This window comes from Georgenia sp. Z1344 (genome assembly GCF_049856295.1).
GTDB lineage: Bacteria > Actinomycetota > Actinomycetes > Actinomycetales > Actinomycetaceae > JB111.
This window is the reverse complement of sequence record NZ_JBNDMZ010000001.1, coordinates 50,428-76,539: the sequence shown is the minus strand read 5'-3', so window position 1 is coordinate 76,539 and position 26,112 is coordinate 50,428. Positions and strand designations below refer to the sequence as shown.

33 protein-coding genes and 1 tRNA gene are annotated in these 26,112 nt (G+C 71.9%); 11 read left to right on the top strand and 23 right to left on the bottom strand.

The window, feature by feature from the left end; all coding sequences use genetic code 11:
- Positions 1–43: 43 nt before the first annotated feature.
- From hpaE to ACPYO6_RS00365, 7 genes are read right to left on the bottom strand one after another with little or no spacing between them, the layout of a single operon-like run.
- Complete coding sequence (gene hpaE / locus ACPYO6_RS00395) at positions 44–1,567, bottom strand: 5-carboxymethyl-2-hydroxymuconate semialdehyde dehydrogenase (protein ID WP_425712901.1); 1,524 nt, start codon at positions 1,565–1,567, stop codon at positions 44–46.
- An 11-nt stretch (positions 1,568–1,578) separates the two neighbouring features.
- Positions 1,579–2,529, bottom strand: coding sequence for a 4-hydroxy-tetrahydrodipicolinate synthase (dapA, locus tag ACPYO6_RS00390; RefSeq protein WP_425712900.1), 951 nt, complete (start codon positions 2,527–2,529; stop codon positions 1,579–1,581).
- On the bottom strand, positions 2,526–4,103 hold the full coding sequence (locus ACPYO6_RS00385) for a fumarylacetoacetate hydrolase family protein (protein ID WP_425712899.1): 1,578 nt from the start codon (positions 4,101–4,103) through the stop codon (positions 2,526–2,528). Before ACPYO6_RS00385 ends, dapA begins: the two co-directional genes overlap by 4 nt.
- Positions 4,091–4,897: an ABC transporter permease gene (locus ACPYO6_RS00380; protein WP_425712898.1), complete on the bottom strand. Its 807-nt coding sequence runs from the start codon at positions 4,895–4,897 to the stop codon at positions 4,091–4,093. Before ACPYO6_RS00380 ends, ACPYO6_RS00385 begins: the two co-directional genes overlap by 13 nt.
- Positions 4,894–5,667, bottom strand: coding sequence for an ABC transporter ATP-binding protein (locus tag ACPYO6_RS00375; protein WP_425712897.1), 774 nt, complete (start codon positions 5,665–5,667; stop codon positions 4,894–4,896). Before ACPYO6_RS00375 ends, ACPYO6_RS00380 begins: the two co-directional genes overlap by 4 nt.
- 34 nt (positions 5,668–5,701) lie before the next feature.
- Positions 5,702–6,538: an ABC transporter permease gene (locus ACPYO6_RS00370; protein ID WP_425712896.1), complete on the bottom strand. Its 837-nt coding sequence runs from the start codon at positions 6,536–6,538 to the stop codon at positions 5,702–5,704.
- Positions 6,535–7,512, bottom strand: a complete 978-nt coding sequence (locus ACPYO6_RS00365) for an ABC transporter substrate-binding protein (RefSeq protein WP_425712895.1) — start codon at positions 7,510–7,512, stop codon at positions 6,535–6,537. The genes ACPYO6_RS00370 and ACPYO6_RS00365 overlap by 4 nt, the downstream gene beginning before the upstream one ends.
- Before the next feature lie 374 nt (positions 7,513–7,886).
- Between ACPYO6_RS00365 and ACPYO6_RS00360 the strand changes: the two genes are divergently transcribed.
- Positions 7,887–8,477: a hypothetical protein gene (locus ACPYO6_RS00360; protein ID WP_425712894.1), complete on the top strand. Its 591-nt coding sequence runs from the start codon at positions 7,887–7,889 to the stop codon at positions 8,475–8,477.
- A 90-nt stretch (positions 8,478–8,567) separates the two neighbouring features.
- Here ACPYO6_RS00360 and ACPYO6_RS00355 read toward each other — a convergent pair whose 3' ends face one another.
- Together ACPYO6_RS00355 and ACPYO6_RS00350 are read right to left on the bottom strand one after the other, a co-directional pair.
- The gene (locus ACPYO6_RS00355) at positions 8,568–8,861 is read right to left on the bottom strand and encodes an antibiotic biosynthesis monooxygenase family protein (protein WP_425712893.1); all 294 of its coding nucleotides are present in this window, start codon (positions 8,859–8,861) and stop codon (positions 8,568–8,570) included.
- 209 nt (positions 8,862–9,070) lie between these two features.
- Positions 9,071–9,541, bottom strand: coding sequence for a hemerythrin domain-containing protein (locus ACPYO6_RS00350; protein WP_425712892.1), 471 nt, complete (start codon positions 9,539–9,541; stop codon positions 9,071–9,073).
- A 244-nt stretch (positions 9,542–9,785) separates the two neighbouring features.
- Here ACPYO6_RS00350 and ACPYO6_RS00345 point away from each other — a divergent pair, with 244 nt between their 5' ends.
- A complete protein-coding gene (locus ACPYO6_RS00345; RefSeq protein WP_425712891.1) occupies positions 9,786–10,673 on the top strand; it encodes an ATP-grasp domain-containing protein in 888 nt (295 codons plus the stop codon).
- Between the two features lie 412 nt (positions 10,674–11,085).
- Positions 11,086–11,439 (top strand): hypothetical protein, encoded by a 354-nt coding sequence (locus tag ACPYO6_RS00340; protein WP_425712890.1) that lies wholly within the window; start codon positions 11,086–11,088, stop codon positions 11,437–11,439.
- Between the two features lie 86 nt (positions 11,440–11,525).
- On the opposite strand, the gene ACPYO6_RS00335 is transcribed toward ACPYO6_RS00340, so the two are convergent.
- From ACPYO6_RS00335 to ACPYO6_RS00325, 3 genes are all read right to left on the bottom strand, one after another.
- Positions 11,526–12,980, bottom strand: coding sequence for an FAD-dependent monooxygenase (locus ACPYO6_RS00335; RefSeq protein ID WP_425712889.1), 1,455 nt, complete (start codon positions 12,978–12,980; stop codon positions 11,526–11,528).
- A gap of 169 nt (positions 12,981–13,149) precedes the next feature.
- On the bottom strand, positions 13,150–13,410 hold the full coding sequence (locus ACPYO6_RS00330) for a hypothetical protein (protein WP_425712888.1): 261 nt from the start codon (positions 13,408–13,410) through the stop codon (positions 13,150–13,152).
- An 86-nt stretch (positions 13,411–13,496) separates the two neighbouring features.
- Positions 13,497–14,336 carry a fructosamine kinase family protein gene (locus ACPYO6_RS00325; protein WP_425712887.1) on the bottom strand — a complete coding sequence of 280 codons (840 nt, stop codon included), beginning with the start codon at positions 14,334–14,336 and terminating at the stop codon, positions 13,497–13,499.
- A gap of 114 nt (positions 14,337–14,450) precedes the next feature.
- Between ACPYO6_RS00325 and ACPYO6_RS00320 the strand changes: the two genes are divergently transcribed.
- The 3 genes from ACPYO6_RS00320 to ACPYO6_RS00310 all read left to right on the top strand — a co-directional run bounded on the left by ACPYO6_RS00320 (position 14,451) and on the right by ACPYO6_RS00310 (position 15,319).
- A complete protein-coding gene (locus tag ACPYO6_RS00320; RefSeq protein ID WP_425712886.1) occupies positions 14,451–14,624 on the top strand; it encodes a hypothetical protein in 174 nt (57 codons plus the stop codon).
- A 15-nt stretch (positions 14,625–14,639) separates the two neighbouring features.
- On the top strand, positions 14,640–15,017 hold the full coding sequence (locus tag ACPYO6_RS00315; protein WP_425712885.1) for a YchJ family protein: 378 nt from the start codon (positions 14,640–14,642) through the stop codon (positions 15,015–15,017).
- Between the two features lie 110 nt (positions 15,018–15,127).
- Positions 15,128–15,319: a hypothetical protein gene (locus tag ACPYO6_RS00310; protein WP_425712884.1), complete on the top strand. Its 192-nt coding sequence runs from the start codon at positions 15,128–15,130 to the stop codon at positions 15,317–15,319.
- A 128-nt stretch (positions 15,320–15,447) separates the two neighbouring features.
- Here the strand turns inward: ACPYO6_RS00310 and ACPYO6_RS00305 are convergent, their stop codons facing one another.
- Positions 15,448–16,080, bottom strand: coding sequence for a TetR/AcrR family transcriptional regulator (locus ACPYO6_RS00305; protein ID WP_425712883.1), 633 nt, complete (start codon positions 16,078–16,080; stop codon positions 15,448–15,450).
- Between the two features lie 51 nt (positions 16,081–16,131).
- On the opposite strand from ACPYO6_RS00305, the gene ACPYO6_RS00300 reads away from it, so the two are divergent.
- The 3 genes from ACPYO6_RS00300 (at position 16,132) to ACPYO6_RS00290 (ending at position 18,037) form a co-directional block, all read left to right on the top strand.
- The gene (locus ACPYO6_RS00300) at positions 16,132–16,680 is read left to right on the top strand and encodes an HXXEE domain-containing protein (protein WP_425712882.1); all 549 of its coding nucleotides are present in this window, start codon (positions 16,132–16,134) and stop codon (positions 16,678–16,680) included.
- Positions 16,681–16,778: 98 nt separating this feature from the next.
- Positions 16,779–17,240, top strand: coding sequence for a hypothetical protein (locus ACPYO6_RS00295; RefSeq protein ID WP_425712881.1), 462 nt, complete (start codon positions 16,779–16,781; stop codon positions 17,238–17,240).
- Complete coding sequence (locus ACPYO6_RS00290) at positions 17,237–18,037, top strand: alpha/beta fold hydrolase (protein ID WP_425712880.1); 801 nt, start codon at positions 17,237–17,239, stop codon at positions 18,035–18,037. Before ACPYO6_RS00295 ends, ACPYO6_RS00290 begins: the two co-directional genes overlap by 4 nt.
- A gap of 45 nt (positions 18,038–18,082) precedes the next feature.
- Here ACPYO6_RS00290 and ACPYO6_RS00285 read toward each other — a convergent pair whose 3' ends face one another.
- Positions 18,083–18,499, bottom strand: coding sequence for a RidA family protein (locus ACPYO6_RS00285; protein WP_425712879.1), 417 nt, complete (start codon positions 18,497–18,499; stop codon positions 18,083–18,085).
- Between the two features lie 217 nt (positions 18,500–18,716).
- A tRNA-Ala gene (locus ACPYO6_RS00280) sits at positions 18,717–18,789 on the bottom strand.
- Between the two features lie 204 nt (positions 18,790–18,993).
- Between ACPYO6_RS00280 and ACPYO6_RS00275 the strand changes: the two genes are divergently transcribed.
- Positions 18,994–19,734, top strand: coding sequence for an SDR family NAD(P)-dependent oxidoreductase (locus tag ACPYO6_RS00275; RefSeq protein ID WP_425712878.1), 741 nt, complete (start codon positions 18,994–18,996; stop codon positions 19,732–19,734).
- Positions 19,735–19,791: 57 nt separating this feature from the next.
- Here the strand turns inward: ACPYO6_RS00275 and ACPYO6_RS00270 are convergent, their stop codons facing one another.
- The 8 genes from ACPYO6_RS00270 to ACPYO6_RS00235 form a co-directional block, all read right to left on the bottom strand.
- Positions 19,792–20,532: a histidine phosphatase family protein gene (locus tag ACPYO6_RS00270; RefSeq protein ID WP_425712877.1), complete on the bottom strand. Its 741-nt coding sequence runs from the start codon at positions 20,530–20,532 to the stop codon at positions 19,792–19,794.
- Complete coding sequence (rsfS, locus tag ACPYO6_RS00265; protein WP_425712876.1) at positions 20,529–20,966, bottom strand: ribosome silencing factor; 438 nt, start codon at positions 20,964–20,966, stop codon at positions 20,529–20,531. Before rsfS ends, ACPYO6_RS00270 begins: the two co-directional genes overlap by 4 nt.
- 49 nt (positions 20,967–21,015) lie before the next feature.
- Positions 21,016–21,933 (bottom strand): hypothetical protein, encoded by a 918-nt coding sequence (locus ACPYO6_RS00260; protein ID WP_425712875.1) that lies wholly within the window; start codon positions 21,931–21,933, stop codon positions 21,016–21,018.
- Positions 21,933–22,556 (bottom strand): nicotinate-nucleotide adenylyltransferase, encoded by a 624-nt coding sequence (gene nadD / locus ACPYO6_RS00255; RefSeq protein WP_425712874.1) that lies wholly within the window; start codon positions 22,554–22,556, stop codon positions 21,933–21,935. The genes ACPYO6_RS00260 and nadD overlap by 1 nt, the downstream gene beginning before the upstream one ends.
- 1 nt (position 22,557) lies before the next feature.
- Complete coding sequence (locus tag ACPYO6_RS00250; RefSeq protein WP_425712873.1) at positions 22,558–22,713, bottom strand: hypothetical protein; 156 nt, start codon at positions 22,711–22,713, stop codon at positions 22,558–22,560.
- Positions 22,714–22,773: 60 nt separating this feature from the next.
- Positions 22,774–23,490, bottom strand: coding sequence for a PspA/IM30 family protein (locus tag ACPYO6_RS00245; protein ID WP_425712872.1), 717 nt, complete (start codon positions 23,488–23,490; stop codon positions 22,774–22,776).
- Complete coding sequence (locus ACPYO6_RS00240) at positions 23,490–24,113, bottom strand: hypothetical protein (RefSeq protein WP_425712871.1); 624 nt, start codon at positions 24,111–24,113, stop codon at positions 23,490–23,492. The genes ACPYO6_RS00245 and ACPYO6_RS00240 overlap by 1 nt, the downstream gene beginning before the upstream one ends.
- Before the next feature lie 97 nt (positions 24,114–24,210).
- The gene (locus tag ACPYO6_RS00235) at positions 24,211–25,515 is read right to left on the bottom strand and encodes a glutamate-5-semialdehyde dehydrogenase (protein WP_425712870.1); all 1,305 of its coding nucleotides are present in this window, start codon (positions 25,513–25,515) and stop codon (positions 24,211–24,213) included.
- Between the two features lie 115 nt (positions 25,516–25,630).
- Here ACPYO6_RS00235 and trxA point away from each other — a divergent pair, with 115 nt between their 5' ends.
- Entirely contained in the window at positions 25,631–26,008 is a 378-nt protein-coding gene (trxA, locus tag ACPYO6_RS00230) for a thioredoxin (RefSeq protein WP_425712869.1), read from the top strand.
- The last annotated feature ends 104 nt before the right edge of the window (positions 26,009–26,112 follow it).

The window sequence follows — 26,112 nt, the reverse complement described above, 5'->3', positions numbered from 1 at the left end:
TCCCCGAGCGAGTTCACGCCCGTCGGGGAGGCGCCCACCGCACTCACCGTGCGCCGAAGCGCGACGTGTGAACCGGGGCGAGGGAGATGTGGACGGCCTGCTGCTCGGTGTAGAAGTCGAGCGAGCGGTACCCACCCTCCTGCCCGAGCCCGGAGGCCTTGACCCCGCCGAACGGGGTGCGCAGGTCCCGGACGTTGTGCGAGTTGACCCACACCATGCCGGACTCGACCCCCTGGGCGAACGTGTGGGCCCGCTCAAGGTCGGTGGTCCAGACGTACGCGGCCAGTCCGTACCGCACGTCGTTGGCCAGGCGCAGCGCCTCCTCCTCCGTGTCGAACGGGGTGATGGCGACGACGGGACCGAAGATCTCCTCCTGGAAGATCGACGCGGTCGCGGGGACGTCGGCAAACACGGTGGGCCGCAGGTAGTTGCCCTCCTCGAGGCCCTCGGGACGGGTGCCGCCGGCGACGAGCCGCCCCTCGGACTTGCCGGCCTCGACGTAGCTCCAGACCTTGGCGAAGTGCTCGGGGTGGACGAGCGCCCCCACCTCGGTGCCCGGGTCGGACGGGTGCCCGACGACCACGTTGTCGGCACGCTCGGCGTACCGGCGGACGAATTCGTCGTAGATCGGTCGCTCGACGAGGATCCGGGACCCCGCGGTGCAGCGCTCGCCGTTGAGGGAGAAGACGCCGAACAGCGTGGAGTCGAGGGCGGCCTCGAGGTCGGCGTCGGCGAACACGATCGCCGGAGACTTCCCGCCGAGCTCCATCGACATGCCCTTGAGCCCGTCGGCGCAGTTCCGGAAGATCGTCTGTCCGGTGCTCGACTCGCCGGTGAACGAGATGAGGCTGACGTCGGGGTGCTTGACGAGCGCGTCACCCGCCGTCTCGCCGTAGCCACCGACGAGGTTGAACACCCCGTCCGGGACGCCCGCGTCCTTCATGATCCCCGCCCACAACGACGCGGACAGTGGCGTGAACTCCGCGGGCTTGAGCACCACGGTGCAGCCCGATGCGAGCGCCGGACCGAGCTTCCACGACTCGAGCATGAACGGCGTGTTCCACGGCGTGATCAAGCCCGCCACCCCGACGGGTCGACGATGGACGTAGTTGACCTGCGCTCCGGGCACCTCGTAGGCGTCGGAACGCTGAGCCACGACGAGGTCAGCGAAGAACCGGAAGTTCTCTGCCGCCCGACGCGCCTGCCCTCGGGCCTGGGCGATCGGCAGGCCGGTGTCGAAGGACTCCATCGCGGCGAGCTCGTGTTCCCGGGACTCCACCGCGTCGGCGATGCGGTGGAGGATCCGATGACGCTCCCGAGCCTTCATTCGGGGCCAAGGTCCGTTCTCGAAGGCGTCCTTGGCGGCAGCGACGGCCCTGTCGATGTCGGCCTTGTCCCCGGCCGCGGCGGTGAGGTACGGCCGGTTCGTCGTCGGGTCGATGACCTCGAGGGTCTCCCCGGACACGGAGTCGACGTCGACGCCACCGATGTGGTGCCGGATCCGGTCGGGGAGGTTCGCGGGCCGTGCGTGCGGGAGGTCGGTGCTGGGATCGGCGTGCGTGGTCATCTCGTGCTCCCTCAACCGGCGGTGCGGTCGGTCGTGGCGGTCGGGACGGGGGTGAGGTACTGGCCGGCCTGGTCGACGAGCGATCGCACCGTCGTCTGCCCGGAGTCGGAGAGCCCGACGAGCGGCGGCCGGACCATCGAGGAGGTGATGAGGCCGCGCTCGGCCATGAGCCACTTCGCGGGTGCTGGATTGGTCTCTACGAAGAGCAGGTCGACGAGCGGGTGGACGCCGTAGTGGATCTCGCGTGCGCGGTCCCAGTCGCCGGCGTCGGCCGCCCGGTACATCTCGGCGACCGCGGCGGGGGCGATGTTGGCGAGCGCAGATATGAATCCCTGACCGCCGAGCGCCAGCAGCGGAAGGCAGAGCAGCTCGATGCCGGACCACATGAGGATCTCGGGCCCGGCGGCGTGACGAACGCGCGAGAAGTGCTCGAAGTCCTTCGTCGTCTCCTTCACACCGACGAAGCTGTCGAAGTCGCGGAACAGACGTGCGATGGTCTCGGGCGCCAGTTCCACGGCGGTGCGGACCGGCACGTTGTAGGCCGCCACCGGGAGGTCGGGGAACTCGCGGCACACCGTCGCGTACCACTGGTAGAGCGCCTCCTGGGTCGGGCGCGCGTAGTAGGGGGTGATGACGAGCGCGAGGTCTGCCCCGGCGTCCCGGGCGATCGACGTCAGCTCGAGGGTCTCGTCGAGTCGCGCGCTGCCGGTGCCCGGCAGGAACGGGACGCGGCCGTCGATGGCCGTGGAGACCGTGCGGATCGCCTCGGCACGCTCATCGAGAGTCTGCGCGGACGGTTCGCCGGTTGAACCGCCGATGGAGATGCCGGTCGAGCCGGACTCGATCTGCCAGTCGACGAGGCGACGGAGGCTGTCGTGATCGACGGCGCCGTCCTCGGTGAACGGGGTGACGACGGGGGCGATCGATCCCGTGATCGACGCCGGGTTCGAGCGGAAGCTCATCGGTCTGCTCTCCTTGCCGCGGACTGCTCCGCGCTCGTTATGTCGGTCCGGTGGGCGTCGTAGCGCGCCCGCCAGGTCTCGTTCATGGGGTAGAGGCCGTCGACGGGGTGCCCGCCGCGGATCTGCTCCGCGATGTACGTCTCCTGCTCCTCCTGAGCCTCGGAGGCGGTGAGGACCTCGTCGAGGAGGTGGGGCGGCACGACGACGGCTCCGTCGTCGTCGGCGACGATGACGTCGCCGACCTGCACGGTCGTGCCACCGCAGGCGACGGTCACGTCCGTCTCCCAGGGCACGTGGTTCCGACCGAGGACGGAGGGATGACGTCCGCCGGCGAGGACCGGGAGCCCGGTCTCGGCGACGGCGACGGCGTCGCGGACCGATCCGTCGGTGATGATCCCGGCGGCCCCTCGGGTCAGGGCGCGCAGCGCGAGGATGTCGCCGAGGGTGCCCGCGGTTGTGTCCCGGCGGGCGTCCATGACGAGGACCTCTCCCTCACCGACGGTGTCGATCGCGCGCTTCTGCGCGTTGTAGCCACCGCCGTGGGTGGCGAACAGGTCCGGCCGGAACGGTACGTAGCGCAGCGTGCGGGCCGTGCCGACGATCCGCGTGCCCGGCACTAGCGGATGGACGCCGTCGATGCTGGCGTCCGGGTGGCCGAGGCGGCGCAGTTGGGAGGAGATCGTCGCCACCGCCACTTGGCCGAGCCGCTCGCGCCGGTCAGCGTCGAGCCAGGAGCCGTCGCTCGCGGCACCGGTCCCTGCCGACGCCGCGGCCGAGGCAGCATGCTCGCCCGAACCAGCCGTCACCGCCGGACGCCGGGATCCCCAGGCGTCGGCGACGGTGGCATCGTCGAGGCGCGGTGGGGCCCCTCCCCCCGCCACGGCGGGCGCCCCGACGACCGAGGTCGCCAGCCGTCCGGTCGTCCGGCCCGGGTCGTCGCTGCTCAGCACCTCGACCTCGACCAGCTGGCCGGGGACGGCCACCGAGGCACCGGCAGGTGTGCCGGTGAGGATGACGTCCCCGACATCGAGGGTCATCGTGCGGCTGAGGTCGGCGACGAGCTCGGCGAAGGAGAACAGCAGAGTGTCCGTCGTGCCCTCTTGGACGAGCTCGCCGTCGAGCCAGGTACGGACGGCGAGCCGCCCCGGGTCCAGGTCGGCGGCCGCGAGAAGGACAGGACCCACCGGGGTGAATCCGTCCGAGCTCTTGGACCGGAGGTTGGAGCCGCGGTCGGCCCACTTGAGGTCCTGCAGGCCGAGGTCGTTGCTCGCCGTGACCCAGCCGACGTGGGCCCAGGCGTCCTCGACGCTCACCTGGAACGCAGGGGTGCCGATGACCAGGGCGATCTCGCCCTCGAAGCTGAGCAGCTCGGTGCCGGCCGGTCGGCCGATCGCGCCTGGACCGGTGAGTGACGAGGCCGCCTTGAGGAAGTACGACGGGTGCTCGGGGCTGCGGCCCCGCTCGGCCGCCCGCGAGGCGTAGGCGACGTGGACCGCGACGATCTTGCCTGGACGGTGTCCCAGGGTGTCGGTGATCGGGTCCGTGGGCAGGTTCTCGGTGCTCAGGCGTACCACGACGTCAACCTCTTCTCCGCCCAGCTGACGATCTCGTTGAGGGCGACGGCGATGATCATGATGAAGACCGCCATGGCCCACACCGACGGGAAGTCGCTCTCGTCGCCGAACCGGGCGGCGAGTCCGCCGAGGCCGATGAGCGCGATGAACATCTCGCCGTTGATCATTCCCTTGACGGCACGGCCGGTCCCGAGCCGGATGCCGGCGAGGATCAGCGGAACGGCCGACGGGATGATGACCTTGACGACCGTCTGCCACCGGGAGGCGCCGAAGGAGGCCGCCATGTCGATGAGCGGGTCGTCGACGTCACGGATGCCGGCCGCGGTATTGATGATGATGATGAAGACCGCGTAAAGGATGACGACGGCGACGCGGGTGGTGTCCGAGAGACCGAAGGCCGCGAAGAGGATCGGGGCGAAGGTGAGTGCCGGTACGAACAGCATCGCGTTGACGTAGATGTCCAGCGCCGTGAAGACGCGCGAGGAGAGCCCCATGAGGACGCCGACGCCGAGCCCGACCACCAATGAGATGGCGAACCCGATCGCGAGCGATCGGAAGCTGGCGACCAGGTGCGGCTGGATGACGCCGTCGGCGAAGAGCTCCCCGAGCTGGACGGCAACCTCCGTGAACGGCGGGAGCCACTGGAGGGTAAAGATCCGGCCGATCAGCTCCCAGAGGGCGACGATGACGAGGATGCCGGACCAGGTGGAGAACCCGTTGCGGACGGCGCGCGGGATCCGGGGCGAACGGGCGGTCCCGGTGGTCGTCCCGGTTGCGTCGGCGACGGCGGTCATGCGGCAGCCTGCTCGTGCATGTCGCGCAGCCGCTTCCAGAGGTATTCCTTGAGTCGTACCAGCTCCGGGCTGTTCTCCGCGGTCTCGGCGGAACGCGGGCGCGGAAGATCGACGTCGATGACCTCCTCGATCTTCCCCGGTCGCGCGGACATGAGGACGATCCGATCGCCGAGGAGGACCGCTTCCTCCATGTCGTGCGTGACGAAGATGACCGTGCGGCGGTCCTGCTGCCAGATGTCGAGGAGCTCCTCCTGCATGTACCTGCGGGTCTGCTGGTCGAGCGCGCCGAACGGCTCGTCCATCAGGAGGATGGGGCTCTCGACGGCGAGCGCCCGGGCAAGCCCGACGCGCTGCTGCATTCCGCCCGAGAGCTCTCGGGGGTACTTCTGCTCGAAGCCGTCAAGGCCTACCTTGGAGATGTAGGCGCGGGCCTTGTCGAGACGCTCGTTCTTGGACAGGCCGGACAGCTCAAGACCGAAGGCGACGTTCTTCTCGACCGTCTCCCACGGCAGGAGTGCGAAGTTCTGGAAGACGATGGCCGCCTTCTGATGGGGCCCGGTGACCCGCGCGCCGTCGATGGCGACGTCACCCTCGGTGGGGATGACGAGCCCGCCGACCGCGCGCATGAGCGTGGTCTTCCCGCAGCCGGACGGACCGATGACGGTGATGAACTCGTTGTCGTTGATCGTGAGGTCGACGTCCTTGAGGGCGACCGTCTCTCCACGGCCCTCGCTGACATAGCGGTGGTTGACGTTCTCGATGGTGATCATGGGTTCCTCGATCCTTCGAAGCGTTCGGGCGCCGTTACTTCCAGCGCTGGGCGCGGCGTTCGAACGCCTGCATGACGAGTGCGAGCACGATGCCTTCGACGGCAACGGCGATGGTGAGGGCGTAGAGCTTGTCTGCCTGGAAGAAGCCCCGATAGTCGAGCATCAGGGAGCCGATGCCGATGGGGAGCATGATGAGTTCGACGATGATCATCCCGGCGAATGCGCGACCGAGCCCGGTTCGCAGTCCGGTCATGATCGCCGGGAACGCGCCCGGGATGAGCACACGGCGCCAGAGCTGCGACTCCGATGCGCCGTAGGAGCCGGCCATCTCAACGAGCGTGTGGTCGACCGCCCGGACGCCCGCCCGGACGTTGGTCGTGATGAAGACCCAGCTGAAGAGCACGATGATGAAGACTCGCGGCGTGAGCCCGAGCCCCATGGCCACGAGGACGACGGGGATGAGCGGCGCGATCGGCAGCGAGAGGCTGACGGCGGTGATCGGCCCGAAGGCGCGGTCGACGGACTTCCAACGCGCCATAGCCAGTCCGAGGGGAACCGCGATGAGGACCGCGACGGGATACCCGATGAGTAGGGCGACGTTCGAGCGCGCGAGAGCCGGCCACATCTCACCGGTGACGAAGGCGATCTCCCACAGGGCCGCCATCGCCTCGAGGAAGGTCGGCATCAGGAGCGAGTCGGTCCACCGTGCGCCGACCTCCCAGACCACGGCGAAGACGACGATCGTCGCGATCCGCACGCCCCAGGACTCGGCGCGGCTCAACTTCTGGCGGAGCGTGACGCGCGGCGTCGAGGGAAGGTCGACGAGCTCTCGCCGCGTGCGGTGCCCGGCGTGCGGCGCAGCCGCCGTCACTGCGAACCTCCTCCGGCCACCTCGAAGTCGGCCACGGCGTCGGCGTTCAGCTCGTCACCGATCACCTCGGCTTCGCGGTAGAAGCCGATGGTCGCGTCCACGCTTGCCGGATCCAGCTCAGGGGTCTCGGGGAACGTCCCGTTCTCCACCAGTGCCTCGAGGACGGTCTGCACCTCGGCGGGCTCCGACTCGAGGATCTCGGCCGCGGTCTCCGCGAAGGCCGCGGGGTCCTCGTTCACGGCCGCGAACTGCTCCTCGAGGGCGGCGAGCAGGGCGGAAGCCGCCTCGGCCGCTCCCCCGTCCTGGGCCCCGTCGACGACGATGGTCTGGGTGAGCAGGTCCGCCTGCGTCTCAACGAGGTTGTCGATGACGTGCGCGACGCTCTCGTCCGGCTCGACGCTCATCCAGTCCTCGACTCGGACGATCGTCCCGTCGATCTGACCGTCGAGAAGGGCGGTCACACGGTTGCTCGACCCGGAGATGACGACGAACTCGGGCTCGGCCTCGGGGCACGACTCCTCGAGGTAGCGGCGCAGGTGAGCCGTGCTGGTGGATCCCTCGGAGTGGTAGGCCACCGTCCGTCCGTCGAGGTCCGCGCAGGTCTCGACGTCCGCGGATCCGACGATGAGGTAGTCGAGGATGTTGTTGTTGCCGACCATCGTCAGCTCGGCGCCACCCTCATCGGCGGCCATGACGGTCGCCGGACCCATGGAGGCAACGTTGATGTCGCCGCCCATCAGCGCCTGGGTCTGCACGTCCGGCGAGTCGAACTCGATGTACTCGACGTCCCAGCCCTCCTCCCCAAGGGAGTTGAGGGCCGCAATGATCGGGGTGTCGGTGGGGCCGATCGTGCCCGGGAAACCCAGGGTGATCGTCTGGGAGTCGGTCTCCGAGTCGTCCCCGCCGCACGCAGTGAGGACGAGAGAGGCTCCTGCCAGAAGGCCGAGACCCTGGACTACGCGTGAGGAGGCCATGCGATTCAACTCCTTCGTTGTATTCCCGCGGTCATCGGTGACGAGGCGGGCGGTGTCGCTGGACTGACTGTAGACGAGATCATATACGATTCATGATCAGCGTCAACCTTCGATGGCAAGATCGCGTGGATCCGCTGCGTTCTGCCGGTACCAGCAAGACGGGCGCGCGCATCGGACCGCGCACGGCCCTCGCTCGTTCAGCCGACCAGATCAGCCGGTGGGCGCGATGCTCGTCCCCCACACCTCGCGTGCGAGAAGGTCGTTCCGTGCCATGTCCGACGACGTCGGGAACGTGTCCCCAGGGGCGCCTCACTCACAGTCCGGGATCGCGTACCACGGCACACGACGGCAGGCCCCCGGCCTACCGTGAGGCGGTGACGCCCGACGACCGCGCCGGTACAGACGCCCGAGCCGGTGCCGACGACCGCGCAACGCGCGCCCGGCACCGCGCGGGTCGTCGCGAGCTCGCCGAGCGACGTCGGACGGAGCAGGCGAGTCGGACGGGAGCGGACGCGCGGCCGACCGGCCCGGACCGCGACCCGCCCCGCAGCGCGGCGGACTGGATCGCCGGTCTCACGCTCCTGGTCGGCGGGGTCCTCGCCGGCCTCACGGTGCTCCGTGTGTCAGCGCCCGGTTCGCTCCACGACGAGCCCGCGGCGCTCCTCGGCATCCTCACGCTGATCGCGTGCCTCATGGTGGCCCTGGGCGCCGGTTTCCTGCTGCCCACGAGGTGGTCGCACGTCCCCGTAGGCACCTTCTTCGGCCTGCTCGCGGTGCTCGGGGTGGCCATGGTGGTCCTGCCCGACCTGTTCGTCGGTTCCGGGCCGCAGACCGCGGGTGTGGGTCGAAGCAGCGTCGACCTCCCGATGTCGCCGGGCGAGGCACGCGCGCTCGGCATCGGTCTCGCGCTCGGCGGCGGGCTCGCCCTCGCCTCGACCGTCGCGTTCGTCAGTCGCCGCCGCTGACACCACTCGTGCCGCGTTCGCGACCGACCACCTCGACACCCGGCACGACGACGAACGACCACCGCCCGGACCGGGACGCCCGGTCGACGGTCAGGACTCGCTCTGAACCACCTCGAAGCCGAGCACCTGGACGTCCATCCCGCGCTTCTGGTCGTTCTCGTGCCCGCCCGCGGGGCGCGCGGACGACCACGCCTCGTAGTCGTCGCGGCTCTCCCAGCGCGTGACGACGAAGTACCGGCCCTCCCCCACCACGGGGCGGAGCAGCTCGAAGCCGAGGAACCCGGGCGAGGCGTCGACCGCCTTCTTCCGGGCCGCGAAGCGCTGCTCGATCTCGGCCTCCGCCCCGGCGGGGAAGGTCAGGGCGGTGATGTTGACGAACGGCATGCGATCTCCCTCGGCGACGGGTGGCCCCGCCGGCTCGACACGACTGACCCGCCCAGGCTAGATCCGACCTGGCGAGGGAGTCCGAGGCGAAGGTCCCACCGCCCCGGGCTCGTTCGCAGCGCCGGACCCGCCGGCCGGCGGACGCGCCGTCCGCCCGAAGCACTCCCGACGCCGGAGTCGTTCCCCCCGCCCGCGGCGCGCCCGCCACATCAGAGCGGCCCGAGCACGGCGCGCGGATCGGCGTCGAGGGCCAGGGTCTCGAGCACGGTGAGCAGCTCGCGCTCCTCGTACCGGAAGTGACTCTCCATGATCGCGGCGATCCCCTCGAGGTGCCGTTCGAGCGCCTCGGGCGGCGCGGCCCGGTCGACGGAGGCGAGCAGCCCCGAGATCAGGTGCGCCATCATCGAGTGGTCCTGCTCGAGGTAGCGCAGGGTGTCCCGCAGCTCGGGGTGCTCGGCCACGATCGCCGGGAACAGCTCCCGGTCCTCGCCCTCGTGGTGCCCGGTCAGCGCCGAGCAGAACCCGTGGCAGAACAGCAGCAGCTCGCGAGCAGCCGGTTCGGCGGGGGTCCCGTCGGCGAGCGCCTCCCGGGTGACACGCAGCGCCTCGCGCAGCCGGTCATGGACGGCTCGTAGCTCGCGGCTCCAGGCGACGAGCCTGGTGGTCTCGCCCTCAGTCACGTGAGGGCGAAGGTGACGACGTGTGCATCGTCGGTCTCCTTCGGTGTTCGGCGCCTCCATGCCTGACACTGCCTGCCACCGGCACGCGACGCTCCGGGCAGGCTACGTGCCGACCGGCGCCGATGGAAGGGGACCGCCCCTCGGCCACGACCCGGGCGGCGCCCCTGGGAGATCCTCCTTCTCGGCACGCACCTCGCGCTGCCGGCGGACCTGCGAACGGGCGGGGCGGGCCTACCCTGACGGCGTGATCGGACAACTGGCGTGGGTGACCGCCCGTGCCGCACGGGGCACCGACGACGACGAACCCCTCGCCCTGGCCGCGCTCCGTTCCGTCGGCGTCGAGGTCGAGGTGGTCGACTGGGACGACCCCGCGGTCGACTGGTCCCGCTTCGACCGCGCGGTGCTCCGCTCGACCTGGGACTACACCCGCCGCCTCCCCGAGTTCATGGCATGGCTCGAGTCGGTCGACGCCGTCACCGAGGTGGTCAACCCGCTCGCCCTGGTGCGGTGGAGCAGCGACAAGAGCTACCTGCTCGAGCTGGCCGAGGCCGGCATCCCGACGATCCCGACGACCGTCGTGCCGCCCGGGGCGGCCGCCGAGATCTCACCGGGCGGGGTCGTCGTCAAACCGTCCGTGGGCGCCGGCAGCCGCGATGTAGCCGCCTTCGTCCCGGGTCGCGAGCGGGAGGCCGCCACGCAGGTCGACCGGTTGCACGCCGCCGGCCGGACGGCCCTCGTCCAGCCGCTGCTCACCTCCGTGGCCGTCGACGGCGAACGGGCGCTCGTCCTCCTCGACGGCGAGCTCAGCCACGCGGCACGCAAGCGGGTGGTGATCCCGGGGTCGGTCCCCGTCGCGCCGGCCGATGCCCGCACAGGAACGGGCGGCCCACTGTTCTCCGCCGAGACCATCGTTGCGCACGAGGCCACCCACGAGCAGGCCGCCCTGGCGCGGGCGGTCGTCGACCACGTGTCCGGCCGCTGGGGCGTGCCCACCTACGCACGCGTGGACCTCGTCCGGGACGACGACGGCCAGGACGTGGTCCTCGAGGTCGAGCTGGTCGAGCCGTCGCTGTTCCTGCCGCAGGCCGACCGCGAGGCGACGCACCGGCTCGCCCGCGCGCTCACGCGCTGAGCCCCTGGCGCCCCCTGGGCGCGGGCGCACTCCTCCCGGGCCCGCCCTCCTCCCGGACGCGCGCCGTGCCCGGGCGCGGAGACGACTCGGGGGCGGGTGCCAGATCGGCACACCGCCCCCGTCGTCAGCCGAGAGTCACTTCTTCTTGTTCTTCTTCGACTTCTTGTTCTTCTTGTCGTTCTTGTCCTTCTTCGACGCCTTCTTGGCCATGGTGCACCTCCCTCAGTTGTCAACTCCTTGTTGACCTGAGTCAACCACCGGTTGACGCGTCGTGTCAATCAAGGGTTGACGACCGCGTGTCGCGCCCACCCGAGCCGCGGTCGGCGCACAGGCCGGATCGGGCGCTGCACGCCCACCGTGCCTGGGACGACATGCGCCGGAATTCCCCGCATCCGCTGGATACGATGCGCCCATGGGCAAGCGAGCTGAGGCGACGACGGATGCGCCCGCCGACGCGACGAGCGCGGCCGCGGAGCCGACGACCGGCACCGACACGCCCGACCCGGTACAGACCGAACAGGCCCGCACCGCCCTCAGGACTCTGACCTCCGGCGACGACCCGCTGACTGTGCTCGACGGCGCCCGACGCCTGCGCGAGAACGCCGAGACCATCGAGGCCGACGCCGTCCGCGCGGCCCGCGCGGCCGGCGTGTCCTGGTCCAAGATCGGCGCCGTCTACGGCCTGACGAAGCAGGGCGCCCAGCAGCGCTTCTCCCCGAAGAACGCGGACAAGCGTGCACGTTCCGACGGCACGCACGGGTCCTGACAGTCACCCGCGGGGCGTGACGGAGACACACCACGCCGGATTCGCGCTCACGATGCCAGACGCCCGCGCGGCGCAGACGGGGCAGGTCACGCGCGCCAGGCGCGCAGCGCCTCCGCAAGCCCGACGTCGGACCCCTCGCCCACCCACGCGACGTGTCCGTCGGGCCGCACGAGCACCGCGCTGGGCGCCGCGACCTCGCCCAGCACCGGCAGCTCCCAGTGCCCGTCGCACTTCGCCGCGACGTGTCGGAGACCGTCGGCCTCCGCCGGCGGCACGGCGCCCCCGAGTGCGGGACCACCGAGCTCGAGGAGCAGCGGCCGGGCCTCGCGCAGCAGCTCGGCCACGCGCACCGGTCCGTCCACGGCATCGAGGTCGATGTCCGGCATCCGCCGCCCCAGCAGCGGATGTCCGTCACCGAGGTCGTACACCACGTCGAGGCCCGCGACGAGCGCCGCCGCCCGCGCGTGGGCCTCCCTGACGCCGAGCAGGTCGTCGAGGATGTCGCGCATCGCCTCCTGCCGCGGGTCGGCGCGCTGGAACAGCGACTGCGCCATCGTGTAGCCGAGCGCCCGGGCCCCGGCGGGGTGCCGCTCGGCGTGGTAGCTGTCGAGCAGTCCGTCACCGGCGACGCCGCGCACCACGCGGGCCAGCTTCCAGCCGAGGTTGACGGCGTCCTGGATCCCGAGCCCGATGCCTTGGCCGCCCGTCGGCGAGTGCACGTGCGCAGCGTCGCCGGCGAGCAGAACCCGGCGGTCGCGGTAGGCGGTCGCCTGACGGGTGGCATCGGTGAACCTCGAGAGCCACGTCGGGTCGTGGATCCCGAGATCGGTGCCGAACGCTTCGGTCAGCGCACGCCGCAGCTCGTCCGTCGTGGGCGGCGTGGAGGGCCCGATCTCGGCCTCGGTGACGACCACCCGCACACTGCCGTCGTCCATGCGGTGCAGCCCGTGGACGCCGCGATCGTCGACCTTCCCCGCCGTCGGCAGCTCCTCGGTCGCCTGCACCTCGGCGATGAGACTGCTGCGGGTGGCGTCCGGACCGGCCAGCTCGATGCCCACCGAGCGTCGGACCACGCTACGACCGCCGTCGGCCCCCACGACGTACCCCGCCCGCAGGGTCTCCCCCGAGGCGAGCCGGACGTCAGCGCCGTCGTCGTCCTGGGAGACGCCCTCGACGTCGACCCCACGCCGGATCGCGACGCCCAGCTCCTCGAGCCACCCGGCCAGGATCCGTTCGACGTGGTTCTGGAACAGGGCGAGCGTGTACGGGTGCCGGCTGGGCAGCACGCCGAGGTCGAGCGACGTCGCCCCGAGCATCGCCCGTTCGATGCGCGTGCCCTCGGCGAGGAACCGATCGGCGACGCCCCGCTGGTCGAGCACCTCGATCGTGCGCGCATGGAAGCCGCCGCCGCGCGAGCCCGCCAGATCCTGCGTCTCACGCCGCTCGACGACCAACGGATCGATCCCGGCGAGCCGAAGCTCCGCCGCCAGCATCATGCCCGTCGGCCCGCATCCGACGATCACCACATCGCGCCTGTTCATGCTCGTCCCCCTCTGTCGGAAAGCGCGGAGCATGGCACACAGGGGGGCTCTTGCGGCAAGCCCCCTGGGCCTCGCTACCGTGGGCACAACGGCGCGGACCGCGCGGCACTGTCCTGGACGCGGAGGATTCGCCGGCGGACGAGGCTGCGTGCCGGGCCCTGCGACCGGCTCAGCTGTCCGAGACCCCCGTGACCGAAGCAAGGGTGCCGCCGACGGCCCACAGCACGCCCCCGAGGACCGCGACCGCGAGAGCACCGCCGGCACCGACGACGCCGGTCAGACTGACGAGCCACCAGACGAGTGCGACGACGAGCAGCAGATACCCAAGGACCGTGAGGACCTCACCGAAGACACCGATACGGACGACGACGGGGTGACGGCGGATGCGAGCCGCCCACCCGGGGCGCTTCCCGCCGTTCGTGCTACCCACGCGTCGACCGTACCGGCCGGGGAGTCGGAGCCGACCTCCGACTGAGCAGCACGCAGCGCGCGGCGCGGCGACGCCCCCGGGACGCGTCAGAGGTACCTGCGGGCCACCTCGACCGTCGCCGGGCCGTAGTGCCCGCCGAAGATCACCGCGTGCATGACGAGCATCGTCACCTGGTGGAGCCCGACCCGCTCGCGCCACCCGTCGGCGAGCGGCGAGACCTCCTGGTACCCGGCGAGGATGTCGTCGAGCCGGTCGACACCGAAGACGTCCAGCGCCGCGAGATCGGTCTCCGCGTGGCCGCCGTGCGAGGTCGGGTCGATGAGGACACCCTGCACGCCGCTCGCGGGGTCAGCCTCCGCACGCGCCCCCTCGCCGTCCGCCGGGCTCGCCGCCCACACGACGTTGCCGCCCCACAGGTCACCGTGCAGCCGCGCGACTCCCCCGCCGACGAGCGCGGGCTGGTCGGCGTCGAACCGCCCGTCCGCGAGCCGGTCGGAGAGGCGCTCGAGCACGCGCGCCCCGTCGTCGTCGATCGATCCCTGCGCGACCGCCCGCCGCGCGTACGGCCTGACCTGGTACTCCGCGTAGAACTCGCCCCACGTGGCGAACACGGGGTCGGCGTCGTGGTCGTGCAGCGGCATCGGTCCGGAGCTGCGGGGCGGCTGACCGGTCCAGCCGGGCGGGGCGCAGCCGAGCGACGGCGCGCCGGCGGCGTGGGTCCGGGCGAGCCCGCGTCCGAAGGCCGCCGCAGCCTCCGCGGTGGCGGGGGCATGCTCGAGCAGGACGAGGTCGACCCACCCCTTCCCCTCGGCGACGATCTCGACGACGGGCGCCCCACCCTCGGGCTGCGCCTCCGCGAGCCAGCGCAGGCCGGCGGTCTCGAACGCGAGGGTGCCGGGTTCGTCGGTCTTGGGGAAGATCGCCATGCTCCATCGTCACCCGACACTGCCTGCGCGGTCATCCCGTGACCGGTCAGGCCGTCGAGGCGTCCGCACGAACGGCGGAGTAGCGTGGACGGCTCGCCCCCAGGAGGAGCAGACATGTCATCCCCAGCGCACCCGAACCACCCCCACGAGCACCTGTCCGCGACGGGTGAGCCGAGCGTGCCGGTCGTCGAGTCCGACCAGGACCTCGCGCCACGCCCCGAGGAGGAGATCGCGGACCAGCTGCGTGCCGAGCCCGACGACGAGGGCCGCGGCGGCACGTCGACCTGACTGGCCGAGGCGACCATGACCGACGACGGGTCGATCCACGGCGAGGGTTCGATCTCCGACGACGCCGAGCACCCCTGGCCCGAGACGGCGGAGGCCCTCATGCGCTCGCGCTTCGCCGCGTTCCGCGACGCGGACGCCGCCTGGCTGCTCGCCTCGTGGCACCACTCGACCCGGCCGGCGTCCCTCCCCCTCGACGACAACCCGGCGTGGCGCGGGCTCCAGATCGTCGACAGGGTGGCGGGCGGTCGCGACGACACCGAGGGCGTCGTCGAGTTCCGGGCCACCTACCGCGAGCCCGGCGGCGGGGTGGGCGTCCAGCACGAGCGGTCGCGGTTCGTCCGCGAGGAGGGCCGCTGGACCTACCTCGGGCCGGAGCGGCCGACGACGACGTGACCGGGCCGGGCCGGGCCGGGCCGGGGGCATGACGGCCGCTGACAGAGGCACCCACCAGCCGGTGACACCTGTCAGCGATCGGAGAGGTCGGTCACTGCCATGCTGCTGTCATGAGCAGAAAGACACTGGCCTACATCGCCCTCGTCGTCAGCATCCTCTTCGGTGCCGGGTTCATCGTGTTCGAGGAGTCACGCGGCACCTACGCCATCATCGGTGGGGCGGTCGTCGCCATCGCCTGGATCTCGGTCGGCTACCTGGGAAAGCCGGACGAGCCGGACGACGCACCGCGCGACCGGATCTGAGCGACCATCGCCCCGATCCGGCCGGCACGACGACACCGTCATCGACGACGGACACCTTGCCACACGACCGGCCGGGTCCGATCGCGCGGACGACAGGTCACCGAGAACGCGTGACCATGTCCGTCGACTCAGGCCGGCGTCGAGATGTCGACCACGAGCTCCAGGAACCGATCGAGCAATGCCGGCCCGCGCCGCTGCGCCTCGTCGGGCTGCATCTCGGTCAGGTGGAGCGACAGCCCGTCCAGCAGCGCCTGCAGGAGCATCGCGTCCTCGTCGACGTCATCGACCTGACCGTCCATCGTCGTCACAACCGGCTCCTCGACAGCGGAGGTGGGTGGGAGAGAGCGCCGCGCCCGGACGATCCGGGCGTACATCTCGAGCAGCTTCTCGTTCGTGCGGTTTCTCAGGTCCGCCAGCGAGGGGTCGGTCGCGGCGTGTGCGACAAAGGCCAGCCACACCGCGTGCTCGCGCTGTCTCTGCTCGTCGAGCGGTAGCAGCTCCAGGAGGATCTCCCGGGTCCACTCCTCCACGTCGCCCCACCGGGCGACCCGTGACAGTCGGTGCTCCACCCCGTCGGAGATCCACTCCATCGCGAACCGGATCATCTCGGCCCGAGTACGGAAGTGGTGCTGCACGGCGCCACCGCTGACGCCGGCCTCCGCCGCCACCGCTCGCACGCTGACCCCCGTGATCCCCTCTCGAGCGACCACCCGGGTGAGCGCCTCGGCCAGCCTGTGCCTGCCGTCCCTTGCATCTGCCATGGGTAGACAATACAGTCGCACGACCTTCCAATACGAACGTAAGGTCGCCCTATGGAACTGATGGTCACAACACCCGCACGAACGGACAAGCCGCCGGGGGCCGGGCACCGCCGCCAGTCACAGCTGTGGGGCGCAACGGCTCTAGCCGTCGTCCTGCACAACACCGAGGAGTGCCTGCTGGACATGACGGGCTGGATCGCCGAGCACCCCTGGCTGCCGGGACGCTCCCTGCACGGTGATCCGGCCGAGTTTGCGCTCGTGCTCGCCCTCGTCACGCTCGCCGTGCTCGGCCTCGCCGCCGTCGCCGTCGGCACCCGGCCGCGCTGGAGCGCCACCGTGCTGGCGTGCGTCGCCTGTGCGCTGATGGTCAACGGCGCCGGCCACGTCGTGCTGAGCCTGCTCTCCTGGAGCCCGATGCCCGGCCTCGTCAGCGGCGTCGCCCTGCTGCTCCCGCTCGGGACGCTCGTGTCCCGCGAGCTTCCTCCGGTGCGCTGGACGTCGTCGACCGTGACGCTCGCGACTCTGGCCGCCGTCGGCCTCACCGCCGGCGCCTTCGCCCTGGCGGCCGTGCTCACCGCGCTCGTCGGGCGGGTGGCGTGACCATGGTGACGAACCAGTACCCTGCGGCGCAGCCCGGCAGGTCGGCGAGTGGGAGCAGTCGTCACCGCCCCGGGACCGACCGGCGCCCGACGGGCCTCGTGACTTCGATCGTCTTCGGCATGGCCCTGCTCGCGGTGCTCGTGTGGCAGTTCGCCGGCGTCGCCGACGACGGCCAGCAGCTCCAGGTCCTCGACCCGGGGCTTCACCCGGCGGGGAAGGCCGTCCTCGTGGGCACCCTCGCCGTCAGCCTGGTCTGCAGCGCGGTGGCCTGGGCGCGACGGCGGTGGACGATGCCGGTGGCCCTCGTCAACACCGTCGCCAACGGCGCCGGGGCCGTGTCGGTCGTCGTGCTGGCGGTGGAGGGCACGCTCCTCTCCCCCGTGCCGGCCGGAGCCACGGCCGGGACCCGCACCGACGTAGCGGACCTGACCGAGCTGCTCCTGCTCCTCGTCACGGTGGTCGCGATCTGGGACAGCCTCGACGGGATCCTCCGTGCGCTCCGGACGGGGCCGCGCGCAACGCGCCGCCACACATCCACCAACGACGAGGACCACTCATGACACACCTGCACAGTCCCTGGACCGGCATGGTCCCGGTCGACGACACCGCCCTGTTCACCAATGACACCGGCGGGCCCGGCACACCCGTCGTCTACCTCAACGGCGCATACGCCGACCTGCGGCACTGGGACAGCGTGGTCGCCGATCTCGGAACCGCCGACTGGCGGCACGTCCGCTTCGACGAACGGGCGCGAGGACGCTCCCGGCGATCCGTCGACTACTCCTTCGAGGCGTGCCTGCGCGACATCGAGGTCGTGCTCGACGCGGCGGACGTGGAACGCCCCGTGCTAGCCGGCTGGTCCTACGGCGCGACACTGGCCGTGCACTGGGCCCGTCGGCACCCGGACCGCACCCTCGGGGTGGTCGCCGTCGACGGCGCCATGCCCTACGACTGGATCGACGACGAGGCGCGCGCCCGACTCCGTCGGCTGTTCCACCGCATGCGATGGATCCTCCCGGTCGCGAGCCGGATGGGTCTGGCCGCGCGCATGAGTGCGGCACAGCACGCCGAGGTCAACATCGAGGTCAACGAGCTGCTGGGCACGCTCGAGTCCGTGCTCGACAGCATCGAGGCGCCCGTCCGGTACGTCGTCGCGACCGGCGGACACCTCGGCACGGACGACGCGGAGATGGCGAAGGTGCGAGCCACGCTCGAGCCGGTCCTCGACCGCAGGCCGAACATTCGCGTCAGCGCGACGGTTCCCACCAACCACGCCAGGATCCTGCGGCGGGAGTTCGATGCCGTCGCGGACGCCGTCCGCGAGGTCGGGCGACCGGCCGGCCCCGGGGATGGGTGATGATCGACGCCCAGCGGCACGGGCGTGTGGCGGGTCGGTGGGCGCTCAACGGCCGGCCGCGACCGCCTCGACCTGGACCAGCAGCGCAGGACTCGCCAGGTGCTCGACGACGAGGAGCGTCGACGCCGGCCGGTGCCCACCGAGACACCCTCTCGCCGTCTCCGTGAAGGTCGGGATCGCGTCGTGCGAGGTGAGGTAGATCCTCAGCGACGCCACGTCGGTCATGCCGAGATCCGCCTCGGCCAGTACCCGGGCGACGTTCTCGAACGCGATGAACGTCTGCTCCGCCAGGTCCGCTCCGATCGTGGCATCGGGCCGGACGCCGACCTGCCCGGACACGAACGCCAGGCGACCGGCACCGAGCACCAGTGCGCCCTGACTGTGGAGCGGCGAGTCGAAATCCCTCGGCGGCTCAAGAGGTCGGATCAAGGAGTCTTGCTGTTCGTCGTCGTCCCGTGGCATACGCCCCACCCCCTACACATTGTCGAGCCTCGTTCTCCGTCTGCACCGGTCGTGGCCACACGATAGGCCCCGACGCCCGATGCTCGACGACCACGGCGCCGTCGTTGACCATCTCTGGCCGATAGATCCGCGGCCCGTACACATACCATCGAAAAAACGGCTGAACCCCCGTCACCGGGGGTTCAGCCGTTCACGATGTCCTGGGACATCACAGGGGTGGAGCTACGGGGATTCGAACCCCGGACCTCTTCCATGCCATGGAAGCGCGCTACCAACTGCGCCATAGCCCCGCTGCCCCGAAGGGCGAGGACGACTCTACGTCACCTCCGCTTCACCATGCCAATCTCAGCGGCCCCTCGCCCGCGTGATTCCCAGCACGCTCAGCCACCGCCCGGCCGCCGGAACTCCGCCCGCCGACCGGGACCGACGGCCCAGGAGACGGCCTCGTCCGCGTCATACGGTTCCCGTAGGGGGTCGACGAGAGGAGAGAGGGCATGAACGGCAGGCTCGAGGGCAGGACGGCACTCGTCACGGGCGCGGGTTCCGGCATCGGCGAGGCGATCGCCACGAAGTTCGTCGCGGAGGGCGCCTCGGTCGTCGTGGCGGACGTCAGCGGGCGCCAGGACGAGGTCGCGGAGCGCCTCGGCGACCTCGCGGTCCCCTACCAGCTCGACGTCGACGACGACGCCGCGATCGACGCGCTGGAGAGCTACCTGCGCGAGACGCACGGCGGCATCGACGTCCTGGCCAACAACGTCGGCGTCAACGGGCCCGCGCTGCTCTCGCACGAGTACCCGATGGAGGACTTCGACCGCGTCCTGCGCATCAACGTCCGGCAGTTCTTCCGGGTCCAGCAGGTCGGTCTGCGCCTCATGCTCGAGCGCGGCGGCGGCTCCATCGTCAACACGGCCTCGATCGGCGGCGTCCTCGCGACCCCGTCGGCCGCCGCCTACATCACGTCCAAGGGCGCGATCGTCATGATGACGAAGACCGCCGCGCTGGAGTACGCGGACAAGAACATCCGGGTCAACGCGATCGGCCCGGGCGTCACGCGCACCCCGTGGCTGGACGGGCTGGGTGACGAGCTCAACGCGACGCTCGCGGCCCAGGTCCCGCAGGGGCGGGTCGGCGAGGCGTCCGAGATGGCGAACGTCGCGGCGTTCCTCGCGAGCGAGGAGGCCTCGCACGTGTCGGGCCAGCTCTGGGTCATCGACGGGGCACGCACCGCCGGCTGACGCCCGGCCCTGATGTCGGGCCCCGGTCGACTCCCGTCGGCCGGGGCCCGTCGTCGTTCAGCGCTCGGGGACCCCGGTCTGGTCGGCCTGCGTGGGCCGCCCCGATGCGCCGGTGACCTGCTGGTCGCCGTGGTCCGTCGACTCGGCGGCCCGGTCGAGGATCGTGCGGTGGGGCCGGGGCACGAGGTCGACCCCGATGTTGTGCACGCTGAGCCGCCACGCGGGCTCGCGCCCGGGGTTCTGCCCGAGCACCGACCAGTGGCAGTTCCCCATCCCGCCGAGCCAGTGCGAGTGCGCACCCATCCCGAGGACGTAGGCGATGCCGAGGGTGATCGCGGCACCGTGCGCGACGACGGCGACGATCTCCTCGTCGTCGGCCGCCTCGGCGACGTCGAGCAGCGCGCGGCCGACCCGCTCCCCCGCCGCTGCCCGCGACTCGACCCCGATGCCGTCCGGGTCCTTGCCCGCACGCCACACGGCGAACTCCTCGGGCCAGCCCTCCTTGAGCTCGGCGTGCGTGTGCCCCTCCCACAGGCCGAAGCCGCGCTCGCGGAACCGCTCGTCGGTGGTGACCTCGAGCTCGGCCACGCTCCCGAGGATCCGCGCCGTCTCGTGCGCGCGGGAGAGGTCGGAGCTGATGATCCGCGAGAGGTCGGTGCCGCCGAGGACCTCCGACGCCCGCTCGGCCTGCTCGCGGCCGGTGTCGTTGAGCGGGATGTCGATCTGGCCCTGCATCCGCATCGCGTGGTTGTAGTCGGTCTGCCCGTGCCGCAGGAGGACGAGGGCGCGTGCCGTCACAGGTCGGCCTGCAGCCCGGTCGCCCGGTACGGGGCCTCGTCCTCGGTGCCGGGCACCGACTCGTCCACGACGACGTCCTCGACGTCGACGGCGACGACCGGGCAGTCGCCCCACAGCCGCTCGAGCGCGTAGAACTGCCGGTCCTCCGCGTGCTGGACGTGCACGATGACGTCGTTGTAGTCGACGAGCACCCAGCGCGACTCGGTCAGGCCCTCGGTCCGCACCGGCTTCGCCCCCTCGGCGGCCAGGGCCTCCTCGATCGCGTCGACGATCGCGCGCACCTGGCGCTCGTTCGAGCCGGACGCGACGAGGAAGACATCGGTGAGGACGAGGCGCTCGGAGACGTCGAGCGCGATGATCTCCTCCGCCTTCTTCGCTGCGGCGGCACGCGCCGCCACGTTCGCCAGGTGGCGGGATCGCTCGTCGGCGGCCACGGAACTCCTCGGTTCGGGAACAGGTGGCCCCGATCCTACGGGCTGGCGATCAGCGGCCGAAGAGGTAGAGCCCGACCGCGGCGCCGACTCCGAAGAAGATCGCCGCGAGCAGCACGACGATGGCCAGGCCGCGCCACCACCGGACCGGCCGGGTGGGGCGCTTGCCGGGCTTCCGGCCCGCCGGGCCCGAGGGTGCCTTCGCGTTGCGGTGGCCGGTGCCGGCCGCACGTCCGCGCTGGGTCGTCGTGGCCACCGGGGTCCCTTCGTCGTCGTGCTGGTCGTCGTTCGCCGCGTCCCGCGCGGGATCGTCCGACTCCGCGTCACGCGTGCCGCCCCCGGCTGCCGCGGGACGGACCGCCGTCGCGGCCTCCTCGTCCTCGGGTGCGGGCGGCGGGGGTGCGGCGCCGTCGCTCGTCGGCCCGGACGGCGCGCGGTCGTCGTCGGTCGGGCCCGGGGGTGCGGCGGGCACGGCGGCGAAGGGGCGCACGGAGGTGCCCTCGGGTCCCGACGTCGCGGGCAGGTCGGTCGCGCTCGAGCTGTCGGCCGGCCGGACCTCGCTCACCTGCGACCCTGCGGCCGGACCGGCCACGGCCGCCGAGCCCTGCCCGGGCTCCCAGGTGGCCTCGTGCGCGCGCGTGTCCTCGAGGCCCGCGTCCTCCACTGACGGGTCGCCTACGCCGGTCGGCTCCCCTGCGACGGTCGGCTCCCCTGCGCCATACGGCTTGCGTGCGTCGGTTGGCTCGCCCGCGCCGATCGGCTCCCCTGCCGCGGGCGGGCCGTCGGCCCGCCGCACGTCGCCCGCCGAGGGGGCGGGCGGCGGAGTGCCCTCCAGCGCGGCCCGCGCGCGGTCCTCCGGACTGCCGCCGCGCTCGGCGGCGACGTCGCGGCGCGCGTCGTCGGCCATCCGGGCGGCGTCACGGGCCGCCTGCTCGCGAAGCGACCGTCGGGTGACCGGCTGCTCGCCCATCACGCCACCGTCGCCGGGTCGATGTACAGGCGGTGCTTGGCGATGTACTGCACCACGCCGTCCGGCACGAGGTACCAGACGGGCTTGCCCTCCTGCACGCGCAGCCGGCAGTCGGTGGAGCTGATGGCCATGGCGGGAACCTCCTGAAGCTTGACCCGGTCCTCGGGCAGGCCCTCGGCCACGAGGTCGTGGCCGGGCCGGGTGACACCGACGAACGTGGCGAGGTCCCACAGCTCGTCGGCGTCCTTCCAGGCGAGGATCTGGGACAGGGCGTCGGCGCCGGTGATGAAGAACAGCTCGGCGTCGGGCATCTGCGCCTGGATGTCGCGCAGCGTGTCGATCGTGTACGTGTCGCCGCCGCGGTCGATGTCCACGCGCGAGACCGTGAAGCGCGGGTTCGACGCCGTCGCGATGTTGGTCATGAGGTAGCGGTGCTCGGCCTCGGTGACCTTGCGGTCCCTCTTGAACGGCTGGACGCCGGTGGGCACGAAGAGCACCTCGTCGAGGCCGAGGAGGTGCTGGACCTCCGATGCGGCGACGAGGTGGCCGTGGTGGATCGGGTCGAACGTTCCGCCCATGAGGCCGACGCGGCGTCGGCGTCCCCGGTGGGAGCGGGCGTTCACGTCAGTGGCGCGTCCTGACGGATCGGAACGCCCAGGTGAGCAGCAGGAGCATGAGCAGGATCGCGAGCATGATCGCGCCGCCGACGTAGGCGTTGAGCTCCGTCGCCATCGGCTCCGCCGCGGTGTGGGCGGACATGTTCACCAGCGAGCTGGCCATCGGTGGTCTCCTTCGGTCGAGTTCGGGGGCCAGTGTCGCACGAGCGGGGCACCGCGCGACTCAGCGCCGGCCGTCACCGATCTGGCCCGGCTCTCCCCCGCGCAGCCGCCGCAGCTCGGACTCGATCTCGGCCTCGCGGCTCAGGCGGGCGAACTCGTCGCGGACCTGGTGCGAGCCGGAGTCGGTCCACGCCAGCTCCTCGTAGGCGGCCTGACGTGTCTCGAGCTCGGCGACCTCGCGCTCGGCCGAGCGGACGGCCTCCGCCGTCGACCCGGGCACGTCGGCACGCATCGCCTGCGCGATGGTGGCCGACGCGCGGGCCGCCTCCCGGTCGGCCACGAGCGCGCGGCGACGCGACTCGACCTCCTGGACGCGGGCCTCGAGCCGGGCCACGCCGGCGCGCAGGTCCTCCTCCTTGTGCCGCAGCTCGGCGACCTGGTCGGCCAGCCGGTCCCGCGCGGGGCTCGCTTCGAGGGCGCGGCCGAGCGCGGCCCGCGCAGCGGCGTCGTCGCCCTGGTCCACGGCGATCGCCGCCGCACGCTCGTGCCCCTCGACCTCGAGGGCGGCGCGCTCGTGGAGGAGCTCGGTGCGGCGCCGCTGGACGGTCAGCTCGCCGACGCTCCGGCGGGCGTCGTCGACGGCGGCCCGCTGGCGGCGGACGGCCTCCGCGATCTCGGTCGCCGGGTCCGACGGCGGGTTCTTCGCCTCACGACGCCGACGACGACGGTCGTTCCCCTCGGCACGGCCGATGCCGAAGATCCGGCGGCCGACGCCCATCAGTCGTCCTCGGCCCGGCGGCGCGACCGGCGCACGCGGTCGGACTCGCGCACGCGGTCGGACCGGCGCTCGATCCCCCGGTCCTCGCCCTCGCCGAGCGCGCCGAGCGCCTGTGCCTCGAGCATGAGGTCGTCCGCCGCGCGCTGCAGCGCGGGGGTCGACGACGAGCGCGAGTGCAGGAGCGAGCGTCGCAGGTCGCCGGAGAGCCGCTCGTGCGTGCGGATGTCCGGCAGCAGGTCGGTGAGCAGGCGGTGCCGCATGGCGGCGTCGGGCTCGTTCTCGACGACGCGCAGGTCGTCGTCGATCTCCCGGTAGGCCCGGTCGAGGTCGGCCGCCACCTGCGGGAGGTCACCGACGGGCCGGCCGGCCTCCTTCGCGGCGGCCAGCGCGCGCTCGGTCGCGTCGGTCGAGCGGCGCATGGCGAGCCGATGCTTGGCCACCTCGCGCACGGTCGGGTCCGAGGAGAGTGCGCGGACGTTGAGCTCGCCCTGCTCGATACGGCGGCGCACGCCCTTGCTGCGCGTGAGGCGGCGGACGCCGTACCAGACGCTGCCCACGCCGACCACGGTCGTGGCCACGCCGATGCCGGTGATCCACAGGAGGACCTCGACGACCTCGGGCATGGCGGCTCCTGCACGTTGCGGGCGGGTGGGGCGTGTCCCCAGGGTACGGGGAACTCGGCGCCTCCGGCCGTCGGATTCGCCCAGGGCCGACGACGAGCTACTCCCGGATCTGACCCTGGCCCTCGACGATCCACGTGGTCGTCGTCAGCTCGCCCAGGCCCATCGGCCCGCGAGCGTGCAGCTTCTGCGTGGAGATGCCGATCTCCGCGCCGAGCCCGAACTCGCCACCGTCCGTGAAACGGGAGGAGGCGTTGACGATGAGCGCGGCCGCGTCGAGCTCGGTGGTGAACCGGTGGGCCGAGGTGGTGTCGCGCGTGAGGATGACCTCGGTGTGGCCGGTGGACCAGCGGCGGATGTGGTCGAGCGCCTCGTCGAGGGAGTCGACGACGCGCACGGCGAGGTCCGCCGAGAGGTACTCGGTCCCCCAGTCCTCCTCGGTGGCGGGCACGTGCGCTATCCCGCAGGCGGCGGCCGCGCGGGAGGCGTCGTCGTCGGCGTGGATCGTCACGTCCTTCTCGGCGAGGGCCGCGTAGAGGGCGGGCAGCAGCTCGTCGGCGACGTCGCGGTGGACGAGGAGGGACTCCGCCGCATTGCACACTCCCACGCGCTGGGTCTTGGAGTTGAGGATGATCGGGACGGCCTGGGCGAGGTCGGCGCTCGAGTCGACGTACACGTGGACGTTGCCGACGCCGGTCTCGATGACGGGGACCGACGCCTCGGCGACGACCGTCTGGATGAGGCCCGCTCCCCCGCGTGGGACGAGGACGTCGACGAGGCCGCGGGCGCGCATGAGCTCGACGGCGCCGGCGCGGCCGTGGGCGTCGACCGAGCGGACGGCCGCGGCGGGCAGGCCGACGGAGGCCAGTGCCTCGCCGAGGATCTCGACGATTACCTCGTTCGAGCTCGCTGCGGCCGAGCCGCCGCGCAGGACGACGGCGTTGCCGGACTTCACGGCGAGGCCCGCGGCGTCGACGGTCACGTTGGGGCGCGCCTCGTAGATCATGCCGACGACGCCCATCGGCACCCGCACCTGGCGCAGCCGCAGCCCGTTGGGCAGCGTGGAGCCGCGGACGACCTCGCCGACCGGGTCGGGCAGGGCGGCGAGCTCGCGCAGGGCGTCGGCGATCGCGGCGATGCGCGCGTCGTCGAGGGCGAGGCGGTCGAGGAGGCCCGGGCTCATGCCGGTGGTGCGGCCGCGCTCGAGGTCCTCGGCGTTGGCGGCGACGATGCGGGTGGAGCCGGCCACGAGGGCGTCGGCCATCGCGGCCAGGGCGGCGTCCTTGGTGGCGCGGGTCGCGGTCGCGAGCGCGCGCCCGGCCTCCTTGGCCTCGGCGCAGATGGCGTGGACGGCCTCGCGGACGTCGGCGTCGGCGCGGATGTCGGCGTCGGGGGTAGCGGTCATGAGGGCAAACTACCCGCGACCGCCGGGGAATGACCCGGGGGTCTCCTCGGTTGGACGAGGTGGAAGACGTGCTCCGCCCCGCGCGGAGCACGCCCACGGACGAAGGGAGCGCCATATGGCGACCACGCAGATCACGCAGGACGACTTCCAGAGCACGGTCACCGGCGACGGCATCACGCTCGTCGACTTCTGGGCCGACTGGTGCGGGCCCTGCAAGCAGTTCGGCCCGGTCTACGAGAAGGTCTCCGAGGCGAACCCGGACGTCACCTTCGCCAAGGTCGACACCGACGCGAACCAGGAGCTCGCCGCCCAGCTCCAGATCACCTCGATCCCCACCCTCATGGCCTTCCGCGACGGCGTGCTCGTCTACAACAAGCCGGGCGCCGTCCCCGCCAAGAACCTCGAGGAGATCCTCACCGCCGTCCGCGAGCTCGACATGGACGAGATCAAGAAGCAGATCGCCGAGCACGACGCGGGCCACGAGAACGCCTGATCCACACTCTCGACAGCTCAGCGCCAGACGTACGAGCGGGGGGGGGGGGGGGGGGAAAGGGAGGGGAGAAAAAAGAGAGGCAGACGGAAGAAAGGAAAAAAAAA